The organism is Amycolatopsis thailandensis, assembly GCF_042723255.1.
Lineage (GTDB): Bacteria > Actinomycetota > Actinomycetes > Mycobacteriales > Pseudonocardiaceae > Amycolatopsis > Amycolatopsis thailandensis.
The window spans coordinates 14,094-30,994 of sequence record NZ_JBHXJK010000037.1 but is presented as its reverse complement, the minus strand read 5'-3'; the positions used below and the strand labels follow the sequence as shown (position 1 = coordinate 30,994).

Sequence of the window (16,901 nt, the reverse complement as noted above, 5' to 3'; positions counted from 1 at the left end):
TCAACCGGCGAGTTCGTCGCCCGTGTCCGGTTCGCGCTGAGGCGGCGTCATCGCGCTGCGCAAGGACTGGCGTGGCGCGATGAGGTCGACCATTTCGGTGATCTGACGCCAGGCGTCGGTGATCTCGGCGGTCGCGCGGTCGCGTTGCAGGACGATCGTCGACAACGCCAGCGCCGTCATCCCCACGGTGGCGTCGAAGGCCTGCACGTGCAGCATCCGGGTGGCCAGCTCGTAGGAACCGTAGGGGCCGACCCCGTGCACGGCGGCGAAGACCGCGGAGGCGCAGGCGCACAGGGAATACAGCAGGGCGCCGGCCTGGCGGAAGCGCAAAGCCGCCCAGACGAGCACCGGGAAGACCAGGAACAGCTTGGACGCGGTGGCGAACGCGAGGACCGCCGTGCCGAGGCTGCAAAACGTGAGCGCCACCGCCTCGGCCCAGCGGGCGAGCGGAACGCGGGTCGGCAGGCGGAACCTCGGCGCCAGGAGCAGCAGGGGCGTGACCGTCAGGACGCCCATCGCGTCACCGGTCCACCACACGAGTGTCGTGGCCCAGAAGTCCCCCGGGCCCAACGCGCCGTCGAGGACCAGCACTCCCGTGCCCAGCACGGCGCTGACGGCCGTACCCCCGGCCGCCCCGACCGCCACCAGGAGGACGGCGTCGGGAAGCCGGTCGAGCTGGTTGCGGAAACCCGCCCGCCGCATCATCGCGTAGGCCAGCATCGGGCCGATCGTGTTCCCCGCGGAGATCACCAGGACCGTGACCAGGGAAGGCCCGAGGGCGATGTTCGTCAGAAGGGCGCCGAGGAAGATCCCCGGCCAGTACCTGGGCCCCAGCAGCATCGGCACCGCCAGCGCGACTCCCGCCGCCGGCCACAGCGGTGAGATCTGGTCCCGCACGATCGCCCATTGGATGCCGATCTGGCCAGCCGCGAAGTAGCAGAGCGTGACGCCGAGGACGATGAGGCACCAGCGTGCGGCAGGGGAGAGCTGTCGAGCGGCGAGTCTCATCGCGACTCCGGCCTTCGCGGTCTGGGAAGGCTAAGAGAGTACCTCTGTTCGGCCGCCTCGGCGGTTCACTTGATGGTGTTGTCATTCTGTTGGGAATAAACAAAAAAGGGGCCCGTGCAGCTGCACGGGCCCCTTCACGGCACTTCGGCGCTACTTGAGCTCGGCAGAAGTCTTGCCCAGGATCCGGCGCGCAACGATCAGCTGCTGGATCTGTTGCGTGCCTTCGAAGATGTCGAGAATCTTCGCGTCCCGGCTCCACTTCTCCAGCAGCGATTCCTCGGTGTAGCCCAGGGTCCCGGCCAGCTCGACGCATTTCAGCGTGATCTCGACGACCGACCGGCCGGCCTTCGCCTTGGCCATCGAGGCCTGGAGTGAGTTCGGCTTGCGGTTGTCGGCCATCCACGCCGACTCCATGGTCAGCAGGTACGCCGATTCGTAGTCGGCCTCCAGTTGCAAGAACGTGGCGGCCGCCGCGTGCTGGCTGTGCACGGGCTTGTCGTAGTCGATGGTCACCCCGGCGCCGGTGAGGATCTTCCGGGTCTCCTCCAGCGCCGCGCGGGCGACGCCGATGGCCATCGCGGCGACCAGCGGACGGGTGTTGTCGAAGGTCTGCATGACCCCGGCGAAACCCTTGGCGGTGTCGATCTCCGGCGTGCCGAGGAGGTTCTCCTTGGGCACGCGGACGTTCTCGAAGCGCAGCACGGCGGTGTCGGAGGCGCGGATGCCGAGCTTGTGCTCGACGCGCACCACCTCGAAGCCGGGCGTGCCCTTCTCGACGACGAACGACTTGATCGCCGCGCGGCCCTTCGTCTTGTCCAGGGTGGCCCAGACGACGACGGCGTCGGCACGTTCGCCCGCGGTCACGAAGATCTTCTCGCCGTTGATCACGTACTCGTCGCCGTCCAGGCGCGCGGTGGCGGTGATCGCGGCCGAGTCCGAGCCGCAGTCCGGTTCGGTGATCGCCATCGCGGCCCACAGTCCGGAGAACTTCTTGAGCTGTTCGTCCGTGGCGACCGAGCCGATCGCGGCGTTGCCGAGCCCCTGTCGCGGCATGGACAGCAGCAGGCCGACGTCGCCCCAGCACATCTCGATCGTGCCGAGCACGATGTTGAGGTTGGAACCGTTGCGGTTGCCCGGTTTCTCGTTCTTCTCGGAGCGGCGGACGCCCGCCGCGCCCGCGCCGCCCTCGCCGGAGGAGTTCAACCCGTCCAGCAGCGCGGCGAACATGTCGAGTTCGGCCGGATAGGTGTGCTCGGCGCGGTCGTACTTGCGCGAGATCGGCCGGAACACCTCGGCCGCTGCCTGGTACGCCTGGTTGATCAGCGTGCCGGCCTTCTTCGGAACCTCAAGGTTGATCATGATTGCCTTTCGAAAGTCCTAGAGAAGGACGGCGCCTTCCATCACGCCGATGGCACGGAGGTCGCGGTACCAGCGCTCGACCGGGTGTTCCTTCACGAACCCGTGTCCGCCGAGCAACTGCACCCCGGCGCTGCCGATCTGCATCCCCTTGTCGGTGGCCAGTTTCCGGGCCAGCGCGACCTCGCGGGCGTACGGCTTTCCCTGTTCGGCGCGGGCGGCGGCGCGGAGCGCGACCAGCCGGAGTCCCTCCAGTTCGATGGCGATGTCGGCCACCGAGAACGCGACGGCTTGGCGGTGGCTCACCGGTTCACCGAACGCCTTGCGCTCGTTGACGTAAGGCACCACGTAGTCGAGGACAGCCTTCGCGGTACCGGCGGCCAGCGCGGCCCAGCCGAGCCGCGAGAGCCGGACGACCTCGGTGAAGACCTCGGCCTTCCCGCCGCCGAGCAGCGCTCCGGCGGGCAGCGCGACCTTCTCCAGGTGCAGCTTGCCGGTCGCCGCGCCGCGCAGGCCCATCGCCGGTTCGGTCTCGATGGTGACGCCGGAGTTCGACGACTCCACGAGGAACAGCGCCGGACCGCGCCCTTCGAGATCGGCCGACACGATGAACAGTTCGGCGTCCGCGGCCCTCGGGACCAGCGACTTCACGCCGTCGAGCTGGTAGCCCTTCGGCGTGCGGCGGGCCTTGGTGGCGGGCTTGAACGGGTCGAACAACGCCGTGCGCTCCTGGAGCGCGAGCGCCGCGGCCGGGACGTTCTCGCCGACGAACGCGGGCAGGTAGTCCGCCTGCTGCTGCTCGTCGCCGTAGGCCACCAGCGCGGTGCTGACCGCGGACGGCGCGAGCACCGCGACAGCCAGCCCGAGGTCGCCGTGCGCGAGGGCTTCGGCGACCAGCGCGTTCGTGACGACCGACCGCTCGGTGCCGACACCGCCCAGCTCCTCGGGGATGCCGACGAGCGTGATGCCGAGTTCGGCGGCGCGGCTCAACAGGCCTTCGGGGGCCTGGAGCTTGGCGTCGGCGTCGGCCGCGGCGGGCCGCAGCTGTTCGGCCGCGAACTCCGTCACGGTCTCGACGATGAGCTGCTGGTCCTCACTCGGGGTGAGATCGAACAGCCCCGTGTCCTCGGCCGGCGCGAGCCGCGCGGGCTTGCCGAGCTTCTGGGCGGATTTGAACGTCCGTCCCGCCGCGCCCGCGACCCGGAAGCCGTTGCGCGTCCCGGCACTGACCAGGTTCTGCACGGGCTTCCGAAGTCCGGCCCGTTCAATGACCTTGCTCCCGGCCAGCCGGGTGAGCGCGGACAGGCCAAGGCCCATCGCGTCTCGTTTCCTAGGCGCACCCACGGTGAGTCTCCCTGCCTCGCTTACCTACTCGTGAGTAGGTTAACTCCCTTGGGGCCGATGCGCCACCAGGGGGGAGGCGAACGTCACGCCGGTGAGTGATTCGGGTGGCCGGGCAGGACCGGATTACTCACGATCTTGCGCCTCATCGCCGAGGCAAGGGCTCTCGCCGAGAGTCGTCCGTCTGGACACGCGTGTCGTCCATCGGATCACGCGTGTCGTCCCTCCGGTCACGCGAAGCCGCCCGACGGTCACGTATCCAAGTCGCCTCTGGGGCCTAACCGTCCTCGCCACTCACGAGACCCACGACTTCCGCTGCCGGCCTCACGATCTTGCGCCTCTCGAACAGCACCAGTCCCACCGCCGCCGTCGCCACCACGCCGACCAGCACGATCGCCGGCACCAGCTCCAGCAGCGGAGTCGCGGCGAGCAGGACCACCGCGAGCACCAGCCGCTGGACGTTCCACGAGCCCAGGTTCCTCCGCCGCAACCCGCTCAATGCGACCAAGTAGAGCGCGAAGCCGCCGGTCAGCGCCCAAATCGGCGTCCCGTGCAGGCCGTCGGCGAGGCTGTGGTGTTCGGTGTCGGACACGTACAGCAGCGACTTCTTCAAGCCCAGCGCCACGAGCACGATCCCGGCGATGAGCGGGAGGTGCAGGAACGTGTAGGTGTCCGTGCCGATCTGCACCCGCTCCACGCCCTCCGCGCGCTTCAGGTTGTGTTCGGAGACGTGCGCGACGACGGCGAAGTACATCCACCACATCGCCGAAGCCAGCGTGAGCCCGAAGACGGCGGCCAGCGTGATCGGCCACGACATCGGGTACGAGCTGATCCCGATGCCGATCGCCACGATCGACTCGCCGAGCGCGATGATCACGATCAACCCGAACCGCTCGGCGAAATGGCCGGGCTGGTGCAGCCGCCAGTCCGAAGACCGGGTCCGGAAGACGTTGACGTAGTCGGCCAGCATCGCGACCGCCCAGATGCCGAGCTGGACCCAGCCGGAGAAGAAGGCCGCGACGGTCAGCAGCGCGACGCTCGGCAGCAGCCCGACGAACATCCTCATGATCACCTTGCGCAGTCCCGGATCGGTCCGGGCGGCGCCGAAGTAGGCGGTCAGGTGCAGCAGCCGCACGACGAAGTAGCAGCCGACGAACATCAGCGGCGCGTACAGGCCGCCGGGCAGATCGGTGAACGCCTCCGGGATCGTCAGCGAGACCAGGAACATCGTCCCCATCGCGGCGAACATCGCCAGCTGGGCGATGCCCCGGTCGACGTGCAGGGTGTTGGCCAGCCACGCGTAGGCGCACCAGCACCACCACAGCACGGCGATCGTGGCCACGCCCTGCCCGATGCCGAGCGGGGAGAGGTGGTCGGCCATCAGCTGGGTGGTCTGGGTGATGGCATAGACGAAGACGAGGTCGAAGAAGAGCTCGAGCGGGGAGACCTTGTGGTCTTCGTCCCGGGTCACCAGATGCAGGGGCACGCGCACATCGTGCCCGTCACTCCTTTGCGGGACACGCGAGTTTACTGAGAGCTGACTTTCAGCACCGCGTGCATCAACGCCGTCAGTTCGGCTTCGATGTCCGGGCGTCCGTTGACCCGCCGGGTGCGCGCGAGGTCGTTCGCGATGGTCAGCGCCGCGTGCACGGTGATCTTCACTTCGCGCAGGCTCAGCTCCGGACGGACTTCGGAAGCGAGCGCGATCCAGCGCGCGACGTAGTCCCGCTGGACCCGGATCAGGTCCGCCTTGTCACGCTCCGGCAATTCCATGGGGCTGCCGGAAAAGGACACCAGCAGCTCGGGAGTGTGGAGCAGCGTGTGCACATAGGACGCCGCCAGCCTGCGCAGCGCGTCGCGTTCGTCGTCGGTCCGCAGCGCGCGTTCCGCCGCGAGCGCCAGCCTGTCGGCCGCGCGGTGCCCGATCGCCACCATCAGCGCGGCCTTGCTGGGGAAATGCCGGTACACGCTGGGCCCGGCGATCCCGGCCGCCGCGCCGATCTCCTCCATGCTCACCGCGCGGAAGCCGCGCTGCCCGAAAAGCTCTGTCGCGGCGGCGAGGATCTGCTCGCGGCGGGACGGTTCGCCGAGCGCGATCGGCGGCGTCTCGTCCGCGGGCTCCAGGGGCTCGGGCAGTGTGACATGCAGCACCGACTCGGCCAGCTGCACGAGGATCTGCGCGAAGCGTTTCTTCGCCACGGACGTGTGATGGACGGACACGCTGCCGAAGACGCTCAGTCCCGCCCAGCACAGCAGTTCGGCGTCGTCGGGGGTCAGTTCGGGACGCAGCGCGAGCAGTGCCTTGGACCACGCTTCGAGGACCGCGCCCGACCGGCGGCGGATCTCCCGGCGGCCCTCCCGGGGCAGGTGCCTGCCCTCCCAGCGCCACAGCGCGGCGACCTCGCGCCGCTCCACGGCCTGTGCGGCGAGGGTGCCCAACAGGGCGTTGACCTGGGCGGAAGCCGGAAGGTCGACGTCGGAGAGGGTCTCGGTGGTGGCCTTCTCCATGTCGTCGATCCCGGAGAGCACGACGTAGGACAGCACCGCCTGCTTGTCCGCGAAATGCCGGTACAGCGCGGGGCCGGTGATCCCGGCCGCGGCGGCGATGTCGTTGATGCCGACGCCGTGGAACCCGCGGGCGCGAAAGAGCTCCGCGGCGAGGCCGGCCAGCTGGGCCTTGCGGTCGCGCGGTCGCGGGGAACGCTCGGTCGGGTGATCCATAGGTGAACACACGATAGCGCCGGTTGCGTGCATCGCAACCCATTGACACCATGGGGTTATCGCGGTTTATGTTAATGGCCATTAGCATGGCTACTGGTCGGTACGATCCGTCCTGTTACAGCGCCGTACTGCGGAGGAGTTTTTCTGTGAGTAGCGAGGCCTACATCTACGAGGCGATCCGTACGCCTCGCGGCAAGAACAAGGGCGGTGCCCTCCACGGCACCAAGCCGGTCGATCTCGTGGTCGGCCTCATCGAGGAACTGAAGGTCCGGCACCCGAACCTCGACCCCGCCGTGATCGACGACATCGTCCTCGGCGTCGTGTCCCCGGTCGGCGAGCAGGGCGCCGTGATCGCGCGCACCGCGGCCTTGAACGCGGGTCTTCCCGAATCCGTCGCGGGCGTACAGCTGAACCGCTTCTGCGCCTCCGGCCTCGAAGCCACCAACACCGCCGCGCAGAAGGTGCGCTCCGGCTGGGACCAGCTGATCATCGCCGGCGGTGTCGAGTCGATGTCGCGCGTGCCGATGGGCTCCGACGGCGGCGCGCTGTTCATGGACCCCGCCACCGCGTACGACAACTACATCGTCCCGCAGGGCACCGGCGCCGACCTGATCGCGACCATCGAGGGCTTCTCCCGCGAGGACGTCGACGCGTGGGCCGTGCGCTCGCAGGAGAAGGCCGAAGCGGCCTGGTCCGGCGGCTACTTCGCGAAGTCCGTCGTCCCGGTGAAGGACATCAACGGCGTCACGATCCTCGACCACGACGAGCACCGTCGTCCGGGTAGCACCGTCGAGGGCCTCGGCAAGCTCAAGCCCGCCTTCGCCGGCATCGGCGAGCTGGGCGGCTTCGACGCCGTCGCGCTCCAGAAGTACCACTCGGTCGAGAAGATCAACCACGTCCACACCGGCGGCAACTCGTCCGGCATCGTCGACGGCGCCGCCGTCGTCCTGGTCGGCAACGAGCAGATCGGCAAGGACTTCGGCCTGACCCCGCGCGCCCGCATCGTGGCGACCGCGACCGTCGGCTCCGAGCCCACGATCATGCTCACCGGCCCGACCCCGGCCACCGAGAAGGTCCTCAAGATCGCCGGCCTCACCCCGGACGACATCGACCTGTGGGAGCTGAACGAGGCCTTCGCCTCGGTCGTCCTCAAGTGGATCAAGGACCTGCGCCTCGACGAGGAGAAGGTCAACGTCAACGGCGGCGCCATCGCGATGGGTCACCCGCTGGGCGCCACCGGCGCGATGCTGGTCGGCACCGTCGTCGACGAGCTGGAGCGTCGTCAGGCGCGCCGCGCCCTGGTCACCCTGTGCATCGGCGGCGGCATGGGCGTCGCGACCATCATCGAGCGGGTCTGAGGAAGAGACAATGACTGAAGCGAAGACCATCCGCTGGGAGCAGGACGCCGACGGCATCGTCGTGCTCACCCTGGACGACCCGAAGCAGTCCGCCAACACGATGAACGCCGACTTCCGCGAGTCGCTCGGCGTGGTCGTCGACCGGCTGGAGGCGGAGAAGGACAGCATCACCGGTGTCGTCCTCACCTCGGCCAAGAAGACCTTCTTCGCCGGTGGCGACCTCAACGACCTGATCCAGGCCAAGCCGGAGAACGCGGCCGAGATCACCGAGAGCAGCGGCCTGATGAAGGGCCAGATGCGCCGGCTCGAGCAGCTGGGCAAGCCGGTCGTGGCCGCCATCAACGGCGCCGCGCTCGGCGGCGGCCTCGAAATCGCGCTCGCGACGCACTACCGCATCGTGGCCGACGTCAAGGGCAGCCAGATCGGTCTGCCCGAGGTCACCCTCGGCCTGCTCCCCGGCGGCGGTGGCGTGGTCCGCACCGTACGCCTGCTGGGCATCCAGAGCGCGCTGCTGAACGTGCTTCTCCAGGGCCAGCGGCACCGCCCGGCCAAGGCCAAGGAACTCGGCCTCGTGCACGAGCTCGTCGCCACCGTCGAGGAACTGGTCCCGGCCGCGAAGGCGTGGATCAAGGCCAACCCCGAGGGCGGCGTGCAGCCGTGGGACGTCAAGGGCTTCAAGATCCCGGGCGGCACCCCGTCGAACCCGAGCTTCGCGGCGAACCTGCCCGCGTTCCCGGCGAACCTGCGCAAGCAGATCAAGGGCGCCAACATGCCCGCCCCGCGGGCGATCCTGGCCGCGGCCATCGAGGGTTCGACCGTCGACTTCGACACCGCGATCACCGTCGAGACCCGCTACTTCATCAGCCTCGCCACCGGCCAGGTCTCGAAGAACATGACGAAGGCGTTCTTCTTCGACCTGCAGAGCATCAACTCCGGCGGTTCGCGGCCGGACGGCTTCGAGAAGTACACCGCCAAGAAGGTCGGCGTCGTCGGCGCGGGCATGATGGGCGCCGCGATCGCGTACGTCTCGGCGAAGGCCGGCATCGACGTCGTGCTCAAGGACGTCACCCTCGAAGGCGCCGAAAAGGGCAAGGGCTACGCGGTCAAGCTGGAGGAGAAGGCACTCTCCCGCGGCAAGACCACGCAGGAGAAGTCCGACGCGCTGCTCGCCAAGATCAAGCCGACCGACAAGGCGGAGGACTTCGCCGGCGTCGACTTCGTGATCGAGGCCGTCTTCGAGAGCGTCGAGCTGAAGCACAAGGTGTTCCAGGAGATCGAGGGCTTCGTCAACCCCGACGCGGTGCTCGGTTCCAACACCTCCACGCTGCCGATCACCTCGCTGGCCGAGGGCGTGCAGCGGACCGAGGACTTCATCGGGATCCACTTCTTCTCGCCGGTGGACAAGATGCCGCTGGTCGAGATCATCTGTGGTGAGAAGACCTCGCCCGCCACGCTGGCGAAGGTCTTCGACTACACGCTCCAGATCAAGAAGACCCCGATCGTCGTCAACGACAGCCGCGGCTTCTTCACCTCGCGCGTCATCGGCACGTTCATCAACGAGGCCGTCGCCGCGCTGGGCGAGGGTGTCGAGCCCGCGTCGATCGAGCAGGCCGGTTCGCAGGCCGGGTACCCGGCGCCGCCGCTGCAGCTGATGGACGAGCTGACCCTGACGCTGCCGCGCAAGATCCGCAAGGAGACCCGCGAGGCGATCGAGGCCGCCGGTGGCACCTGGAACGCGCACGCGTCCGAGGGTGTCATCGATCGCATGGTGGAGGAGTTCGACCGCAAGGGCCGCTCCACCGGCTCGGGCTTCTACGACTACGACGAGGCGGGCAAGCGGACCGGTCTGTGGCCGGGCCTGCGCGACGCGTTCAAGTCGGGCAGCGCCGAGGTCCCGTTCGAGGACCTCAAGGAGCGCATGCTGTTCGCCGAGGCGCTCGAAACCGTGAAGTGTTTCGACGAGGGTGTGCTCACCACCGTCGCGGACGCCAACATCGGCTCGATCTTCGGTATCGGTTTCCCGGCGTGGACCGGTGGTGTCATCCAGTACATCAACCAGTACGAGGGTGGCCTGCAGGGCTTCGTCGACCGCTCGCGTCAGCTGGCCGAGCGCTACGGCGACCACTTCAACCCGCCCGCTTCGCTGGTCGAGAAGGCCGCGAAGGGCGAGATCTACGAGTAACCCGTGCAATGAAAGGCCCCTTCATCGCAAATTTTGCGATGAAGGGGCCTTTCATGTCGTTCGGGGGCTAATGGGAAGACGGTTCCAGCGCCACGTGCGGCAACCGCCGGTCCAGCCAGCGGGGCAGCCACCAGGCGCGTTCCCCGAGCAGCCGCATCACCGCGGGCACCACGAGACAGCGGATCACGAACGCGTCCACCAGCACCGCGACCGCCAGCCCCAGGCCGAACTGCGCCAGCATCCGATCGGGATTGAGCAGGAACGCCCCGAACACCAGGATCATGATCACCGCCGCGGCCGTGATCACCCCGCCGGTGGAGGCGAGCCCTTCGCGGACGGCGTGGCGCGCGTCGCCGGTGCGCCGCCATTCCTCGTGCATCCGGGACACCAGGAACACCTCGTAGTCCATGGAAAGCCCGAAAACGATCGCGAAGATCAGCACCGGCACGAACGCCTCGATCGGTCCCGGTTGTGCCCCGAACAGGCCGTCGCCGAACACCGCGGTCATCACGCCGAGCGCGGCGCCGATGCTCAGCAGGTTCAGCACGGCCGCCTTGAGCGGGATCAGGATCGAGCGGAACACGACCATCAGCAGCAACGCCGACAATCCGACGACCACCAGGACGAACAGCGGCAGCCGGTCGCCGACTGCGTCCGCGAAGTCCACCGCGGCCGCGACGCTCCCACCGACCAGATACTCGCCGGGCAGCGTCGGCAGCACGTCGGTCCGCAGCCGTTCCACCAGATCGGCGGTCGCTTCGTCCTGCGGTGAAGACGTGGGGAAGGCGAGGACCGTCGTGACGCCTTGCCCCATCGGCGGCGTCACCTCGGCGATTCCCGGTGTGGCTTCGAGTTCCCTTCGCAGCGCGGCGCCATCGCCGTTCTCGGTGACCACGATCAGCGGCTCGCTGAACCCGGGGCCGAAGCCTTCGGACATCAGGTCGTACGCCTGTCGCGTGGTCGACGCTTCCGGATCCGTGCCCGCGTCGGCGAACCCGAGACGCATGCCGAGCGCGGGCAAGGAGAGTCCGACGAGGACGAGCAATCCGAGCGCGAGCGGCACCATCGGCCGCCGCTGGACCGCGTCCCCGAGCTTGCCCCAGGCCTTGCCGTGTTCCCGCTTGGCGGCGTGCTTACGAATGCCCTTTTCCAGACGGCGGCCGAAAAGGGAGAGCAACGCGGGCAGCAGGGTGACCGACGCGAGCATCGTCACGAGCACGGTCAGCGCCACCGCGAGAGCGACCCCGCGCAGCGAACCGAGGCCCAGCGCGAGCAGGCCGAGCAGCGCGATGATCACCGTGCCACCCGCGAACAGCACCGACCGGCCCGCGGTGTCGAGCGCCCGCCGTGCCGCCTGTTCACGGTCGAGACCACCCAGGATTTCGCTGCGATACCGCGAAAAGATGAGCAGCGCGTAGTCCACGCCGACACCGAACCCGACCAGCATCATCAGCGGCGACGTGTAACTCGCGATGTCGACGAACCTGCTGACCAGCACGATCACGCCGAGTGTGCTGCCGACGGCGAAGATCGCCGTGATCACCGGGAGCCCGGCGGCGAGGATCGAGCGGAACAGGAAGACGAGGATCACCAGCGCGGCCAGCAACCCGACACCTTCCGACGGGCCGCCGCTCTCGGTCGTCCGCTGGATCGGCTCGCCGCCGAGCTCGACCTGGAGCCCTGCCGACTCGGCCTTCTTCGCGGTGTCGACGACGCGCACGATGTCGTCGTACGGAAGATCTTTCGACTCGAGGTCGAAAGCGATGGCGGCGTAACCGATCGTGCCCTCGCGGGAGATCGCGGACGGGTTGTCGTACGGGCTCGTCACCGCCTTCACATGGGGCTGGGTACGAACTTCGGCGAGCATCGAGTCGATCGGCCCGCGTGCGGTCGCGAGCCCGCTTTCGGTCTTGAAGACGATCTCGGCGGTCGCGCCGGTCCGTGCGGGCGCCTGGGCCTTGAACAGGTCCATGATCTGCTGGGATTCGGTGCCCGGCAAGGAATGGTCGTCGTGGTAGGCGCTGCCCGCCAGCTGTGAACCCAGCGTGACACCGATGAGGGTGAGCAGCCAGAGCGAAACGGCGAGCCAGCGGTGGCGCTGCGACCAGCCCGCCAGCTTCGACAGGCCGCCCCCAGGCAGCCTGTCGGAGAGAGTTGTGGTGTCCATGGCGGAAAGCATCGGCTTTTCCCCGCCACGAATCGTCGGGCTCCGGCGGACACTCGGGCCACAACTTCCGGGTACCCCTAAGGAGCTTCCCGTACTACCGGGGTTGTGGTCACGGGGTCAACCAGCGAGGGGTGATCATGCCCGATTCGTAGGCCAGGACGACGAGTTGCGCGCGGTCGCGGACGTCCACTTTGGTCATGATGCGGCTGACGTGCGTCTTCGCCGTCGCCGGGCTGAGCACGAGCTCCTTCGCGATTTCGTCGTTGGACAGACCGGCCGCGACGAGGCTCATCACCTCCCGTTCCCGTTCGGTCAGCCGGTTCAGCACCGGTGAAGGCGCCGGGCGGGCCACCCGGCCGGCGAACTCCGAGATCAGACGGCGGGTGATCGACGGCGCGAGCAGTGCGTCGCCCCGGGCGACCACCCGGACACCATGGATCAGTTCCTCCGGCTCGGTGTCCTTGACCAGGAACCCGCTGGCGCCCGCGCGCAACGCGCCGTAGACGTCCTCGTCGAGGTCGAAGGTGGTGAGGATGACGACCTTGAGCCCGGTCAGCGCCGGGTCTCCGAGCAGATGGCGGGTCGCGGTGAGCCCGTCCATCTCGGGCATCCGGATATCCATCAGGACCACGTCGGGTTCGTGCTCGCGCGCGGCTTCGAGCGATTCACGCCCGTTCGCCGCTTCGGCGACCACGGTGATGTCGTCCTCGCCGTCCAAAATGGACTTGAACCCGGCGCGGACCAGCCGCTGGTCGTCGACGAGCAGGACCCGGATCATTTCTTCACCTGTAACGGAAGCCGTGCGCGGACGCGGAAGCCGCCGTCCTCGCGGGCGGTCGCGGTCAGCTCGCCACCGAGTGCCTCGGCCCGTTCGGTCATCCCGCGGATCCCGTTGCCGGGTTTCGCCGTGCCTCCCCGGCCGTCGTCGTCGATCTGCACGGACACATCATGCTGTGTGTAGCCGATCCGCACCACGACGGTGTCCGCGGCGGCGTGGCGCGCGACGTTGGTCAGCGCCTCCTGGACGACGCGGAAGGCGGCGTGTTCGACGTCGGGCGGCAGGTCCCGCGCCGTGCCGTCGATCTCGGTCCGGACGGTCAGGCCGTGCGCGCCCGCCGATTCGGCCAGTTCGGCGACCCTGGCCAGGCTCGGTGTATCGACCTGTCGCAGCATTCCCAGTGTGGCGCGGAGTTCACGCAACGCGTCCTTGCTGGTCTGTTTGATCGTGGCCAGGGCCTCCTCGGATTTCGCCGGATCCTTGCCGTGCAGCGCCGCGCCCGCCTGGACGTTGATGAGCGCCAGGTTGTGGCCGAGGGCGTCGTGCAGCTCACGCGCGATCCGGAGCCGTTCGTCCACGGCCCTGCGCTGTGCTTCGGATTCCTTGGTGCGCTCGGCCTCACGGCGGTAGAAGGTCACGGCTCCGACCGCGATCAGCGCGATGAACCAGCCCGCCATGAGCAGGAACGCGAAGTTGTCGACCTGCCGTGCGGCACCGGTCTGCGCCTCGCCGATCGCGACTCCGCCCATCGAGGCCGCCGCGACGACCGCCGCGCTGCGGATCCGCCCGGTGGAGGCGTTGTTGTACAGCGCGAAGGCGAACGCGAGCAGGACGAACCCGTCCGGATCGGTTCGCGGGTAGTAGATCGCGCAGCAGACCGCGGTGAAGATCGCGACCGGGAGCGGGTACCGGCGGCGCAGGAACAACGCGGCGCACGCGAGCACCACGCAGATCCAGCCGAGGACCGCGTTCCGCGGCGGTTCCGCGCTCGCGCCGAGCGAGACCGCGACGGAACTCGCGAGCACCGCCACGGTGACCGCGATTTCCGCCGAGTACCGCCGCAGGATCGCCACACGACGAGAGTAGCGCGATCTGCCTCGATTGACAAAATACTTTTTTACGTTCAAACTGGTTTTTGTGATCGAGGACATGGCGCCGTGAAGGACGTGCAGTGAAAGACGTGGAGTACCTGGAGCGGCTGGAGCAGGCCGAGGCCTTGCTGAAGCCGCAGCGAGTGGACGTCCTGCGGCAGTTGGCGGAGCCGCGGTCCTGCACCGAAGTGGCGGCGGTGCTGGACCAGACGCCGCAGCGGGTCTATTACCACGTGAAACGCCTGGTGGAAGCCGGGCTCGTGAAGCAGGTGTCGGAGCGGAAGGTGCGCGCCGTCAGTGAGGGCGTGTACCAAGCGACAGCGCGTTCGTACTGGCTGTCGCCCGGGCTGGTCGGCCGGATCGGCCCGCGGGCGGCACGGGACGAACTGAGTCTCGGCTACCTGGTGGACCTCATGGAGGAGGTCCAGTCGGACGTCGCCGCGCTCGACAGGACCGCGCCGGAGTTGCCGTCGATCGGGGTCTCGGGCGAGATCCGGGTGGAGCCCGAGCGGCGCCAGGAGTTCCTCGACGAGCTGAAGACGACTTTGCAGGATCTGTTCACCCGCTACGGCGGAGCGGAAGGCGACGCCTTCAAGCTCGCCGTGGCCTGTTACCCGAAGGGAGATACCCGTGACTGAACCGACGAGATTCCAGGTGCGCGTGCGCGCGCCGATCGACGAGGTCTGGCACGCGCTGCTCGACCCCGGGACGCTGCGCACGTGGCTTTCCGAGTACGCGGAAGTCGAACTGCCGTCCCGGTACGAGTTCTGGGGCCGCTACACGCCGGACGGGGACGTTCCCCGTCAGCGTCTGCTGGTGGCCGAGGACCACGTCCTGCGGTTCGCGTGGACCGTCGCCGGGACGGAGACCGTCGTCGAGTTCAAACTGACGGAGGACGGGGACTCGACGTCCTTGTCCTTCAGTCAGAGCGGTCTGCCGGACTACGGCGCGATGCTCGCCGACCCGGATTCGTCACTCGGCATGATGTACACGTTCTGGGCGCTGTCCGTGGCGAACCTCGTCGATCACGTCGAGGGGCGCCCGATCACCGCCCGCTGCGACCTCACTTCCCCGTTGATGAGCGAAGAACTGCGGATCGGCGCGCCGCGTGGCGAGGTCTACGCCTCGATCGCCGACCCCGCCGTGTTCACCCGCTGGTTCGGCGCCCGGATCGAGGCGGAGCCGCGTGTCGGCGGCCGGTGGGCGATGGGCTCGCTGGAGAAGGACCCGGATCCGGCGAAGATCGTCGACCTGGCACCCGACTCCAGGATGTCGCTCGCGTACCAGGACGGCGTCGTCGCCACATGGGAACTCGAGGACTCCGGCGGCGGTACCAGGCTGACGTTCGTCCAAAGTGGATTTTCGGAGGAGAACCCGCCCTACGGGTCGTGGATGGGCTGGCTCAGCGGCCTGGCCGAACTGCGGCGGTTCCACGAGATCGACAGCTGGCTCCCGCTGTGGGCCGACGTCCACTTGGAAGGAATGCCCGAGGGACTCATCACACTGGACGGGAAATAGGGGGATCCGATGTTGCTCGAAGGCAGGAACGCGATCATCTACGGGGCGGCGGGCGGGATCGGGAGCGCGGTGGCTCGCGGATTCGCCAGGGAGGGCGCGACGGTCCACCTCACCGGCCGCACGCTGAAAAAACTCGACGCGCTGGCCGACGAAATCCGGGCAGCGGGCGGGAAAGCCGAAACGACGGAGTTCGACGCGCTCGACGAAGCGGCCATCGACGAGCACGCCGCTTCGGTGGCGTCCTCGGCGGGAAGCGTCGACATCTCGATGAACGTCGTCACGCACAACGACGTCCAGGGCACCCCGCTGGTCGAGATGTCGTTGGCGGACTTCGAAAGCCCGGTACACACAGCGGTTCGGACCAACTTCCTGACGGCGCGGGCGGCCGCCCGGCACATGATCGGACAGGGCTCCGGGGTGATCCTGATGTTCGGTGGCGACGGCGATCCGCTGCCGGGATACCACCTCGGTGGTTTGCAGGTCGCGTTCAGTGCGATGGAGGCGCTGCGACGAGGGCTGGCGTGCGAGCTCGGACCGAACGGCATCCGCGTCGTGACCCTGCGTACCGGCGGCGTCCCGGAGACGATCCCGGCGGACGCCGGACTGGAAGACGCGATCCGTGACATGAACGAGGCGACGATGCTCAAGCGGACGGCTTCACTCGAAGACGTCGCCCGGGTGGCCGCCTTCGCCGCTTCGGACCATGCGCGCAGCATGACGGCGACGGCGCTGAATATCAGTTGCGGCACGATGGTCGACTGACCTTCCCGCCGGAAGTAACACCGGCGAACGATCTCCCGACTACGCGGCACTACCACGTGCTGGGGAGGTCGTTATGCCGAGGAGAACGACGAAACTGGGCATCGCGCTGGCGATCGGGCTGCTGGTCGCCGGAGGCTGCGGTGTGGAGACCGTGCCCACCGGGCGGGTCACGACGCAGAGTTCGACGTCGACGACAACGACGGTGCCGACAGTGTCGACGCCGCCGCCGACAAGTAGCTGGGCAGCGCCGACGACCACGGACACACCCACGCCGGAACCTCAGCAGTTCGTGCCGCCGACCACGACCGCGGTCGCGGTGCCGAAGCAGGTCGATCCGACACCGTCGAAGACCCGCCCGAAGGCGACGCCCACGGCGAAGGCGCCGAATCTGGCGGAGTGCGGGAGCGACTACTACCGCAACACCGACGGTGTCTGCGTCCACCGGCCGGCGACCGGACCCGGCGCGGCCAACGGCGCGACGGCCCTCTGCAAGGACGGTTCCTATAGCTACAGCCAGAATCGCCGCGGTACGTGTTCCGGGCACGGTGGGGTCCGCACCTGGTTGTGATCCCGTCGGTCAATCGTTCACTCGGAAGGGTGGTGCTGTGTAAGGTCGGAT

14 protein-coding genes are annotated in these 16,901 nt (G+C 68.3%); 6 read left to right on the top strand and 8 right to left on the bottom strand.

Annotation, left to right across the window (positions count from 1 at the left end; translation table 11 throughout):
- The 5 genes from ACFWMR_RS17145 to ACFWMR_RS17125 all read right to left on the bottom strand — a co-directional run bounded on the left by ACFWMR_RS17145 (position 1) and on the right by ACFWMR_RS17125 (position 6,426).
- Complete coding sequence (locus ACFWMR_RS17145) at positions 1–1,008, bottom strand: MASE1 domain-containing protein (RefSeq protein ID WP_378379029.1); 1,008 nt, start codon at positions 1,006–1,008, stop codon at positions 1–3.
- 150 nt (positions 1,009–1,158) lie between these two features.
- Entirely contained in the window at positions 1,159–2,367 is a 1,209-nt protein-coding gene (locus ACFWMR_RS17140; RefSeq protein WP_005150627.1) for an acyl-CoA dehydrogenase family protein, read from the bottom strand.
- Between the two features lie 18 nt (positions 2,368–2,385).
- A complete protein-coding gene (locus ACFWMR_RS17135) occupies positions 2,386–3,681 on the bottom strand; it encodes an acyl-CoA dehydrogenase family protein (RefSeq protein ID WP_378275510.1) in 1,296 nt (431 codons plus the stop codon).
- Positions 3,682–3,982: 301 nt separating this feature from the next.
- Positions 3,983–5,197: a low temperature requirement protein A gene (locus ACFWMR_RS17130; protein ID WP_378379028.1), complete on the bottom strand. Its 1,215-nt coding sequence runs from the start codon at positions 5,195–5,197 to the stop codon at positions 3,983–3,985.
- A 35-nt stretch (positions 5,198–5,232) separates the two neighbouring features.
- Complete coding sequence (locus ACFWMR_RS17125) at positions 5,233–6,426, bottom strand: TetR/AcrR family transcriptional regulator (RefSeq protein WP_378379027.1); 1,194 nt, start codon at positions 6,424–6,426, stop codon at positions 5,233–5,235.
- A gap of 146 nt (positions 6,427–6,572) precedes the next feature.
- On the opposite strand from ACFWMR_RS17125, the gene ACFWMR_RS17120 reads away from it, so the two are divergent.
- Both ACFWMR_RS17120 and ACFWMR_RS17115 read left to right on the top strand, forming a co-directional pair.
- Complete coding sequence (locus ACFWMR_RS17120; protein ID WP_005150611.1) at positions 6,573–7,784, top strand: acetyl-CoA C-acetyltransferase; 1,212 nt, start codon at positions 6,573–6,575, stop codon at positions 7,782–7,784.
- Positions 7,785–7,794: 10 nt separating this feature from the next.
- On the top strand, positions 7,795–9,966 hold the full coding sequence (locus ACFWMR_RS17115) for a 3-hydroxyacyl-CoA dehydrogenase NAD-binding domain-containing protein (RefSeq protein ID WP_378379026.1): 2,172 nt from the start codon (positions 7,795–7,797) through the stop codon (positions 9,964–9,966).
- A gap of 67 nt (positions 9,967–10,033) precedes the next feature.
- Here the strand turns inward: ACFWMR_RS17115 and ACFWMR_RS17110 are convergent, their stop codons facing one another.
- From ACFWMR_RS17110 to ACFWMR_RS17100, 3 genes are all read right to left on the bottom strand, one after another.
- Positions 10,034–12,133, bottom strand: coding sequence for an MMPL family transporter (locus tag ACFWMR_RS17110; RefSeq protein WP_378379025.1), 2,100 nt, complete (start codon positions 12,131–12,133; stop codon positions 10,034–10,036).
- Between the two features lie 109 nt (positions 12,134–12,242).
- A complete protein-coding gene (locus ACFWMR_RS17105) occupies positions 12,243–12,911 on the bottom strand; it encodes a response regulator (RefSeq protein WP_378275497.1) in 669 nt (222 codons plus the stop codon).
- Entirely contained in the window at positions 12,908–13,984 is a 1,077-nt protein-coding gene (locus tag ACFWMR_RS17100) for a sensor histidine kinase (RefSeq protein ID WP_378379024.1), read from the bottom strand. The genes ACFWMR_RS17105 and ACFWMR_RS17100 overlap by 4 nt, the downstream gene beginning before the upstream one ends.
- A gap of 98 nt (positions 13,985–14,082) precedes the next feature.
- Between ACFWMR_RS17100 and ACFWMR_RS17095 the strand changes: the two genes are divergently transcribed.
- The 4 genes from ACFWMR_RS17095 (at position 14,083) to ACFWMR_RS17080 (ending at position 16,850) form a co-directional block, all read left to right on the top strand.
- Entirely contained in the window at positions 14,083–14,640 is a 558-nt protein-coding gene (locus tag ACFWMR_RS17095) for a helix-turn-helix domain-containing protein (protein ID WP_093932755.1), read from the top strand.
- Positions 14,633–15,520 carry an SRPBCC domain-containing protein gene (locus ACFWMR_RS17090; protein ID WP_378379023.1) on the top strand — a complete coding sequence of 296 codons (888 nt, stop codon included), beginning with the start codon at positions 14,633–14,635 and terminating at the stop codon, positions 15,518–15,520. The genes ACFWMR_RS17095 and ACFWMR_RS17090 overlap by 8 nt, the downstream gene beginning before the upstream one ends.
- A gap of 9 nt (positions 15,521–15,529) precedes the next feature.
- The gene (locus tag ACFWMR_RS17085) at positions 15,530–16,282 is read left to right on the top strand and encodes an SDR family NAD(P)-dependent oxidoreductase (RefSeq protein WP_378379022.1); all 753 of its coding nucleotides are present in this window, start codon (positions 15,530–15,532) and stop codon (positions 16,280–16,282) included.
- A 73-nt stretch (positions 16,283–16,355) separates the two neighbouring features.
- Positions 16,356–16,850, top strand: coding sequence for a DUF3761 domain-containing protein (locus ACFWMR_RS17080; RefSeq protein ID WP_378379021.1), 495 nt, complete (start codon positions 16,356–16,358; stop codon positions 16,848–16,850).
- The last annotated feature ends 51 nt before the right edge of the window (positions 16,851–16,901 follow it).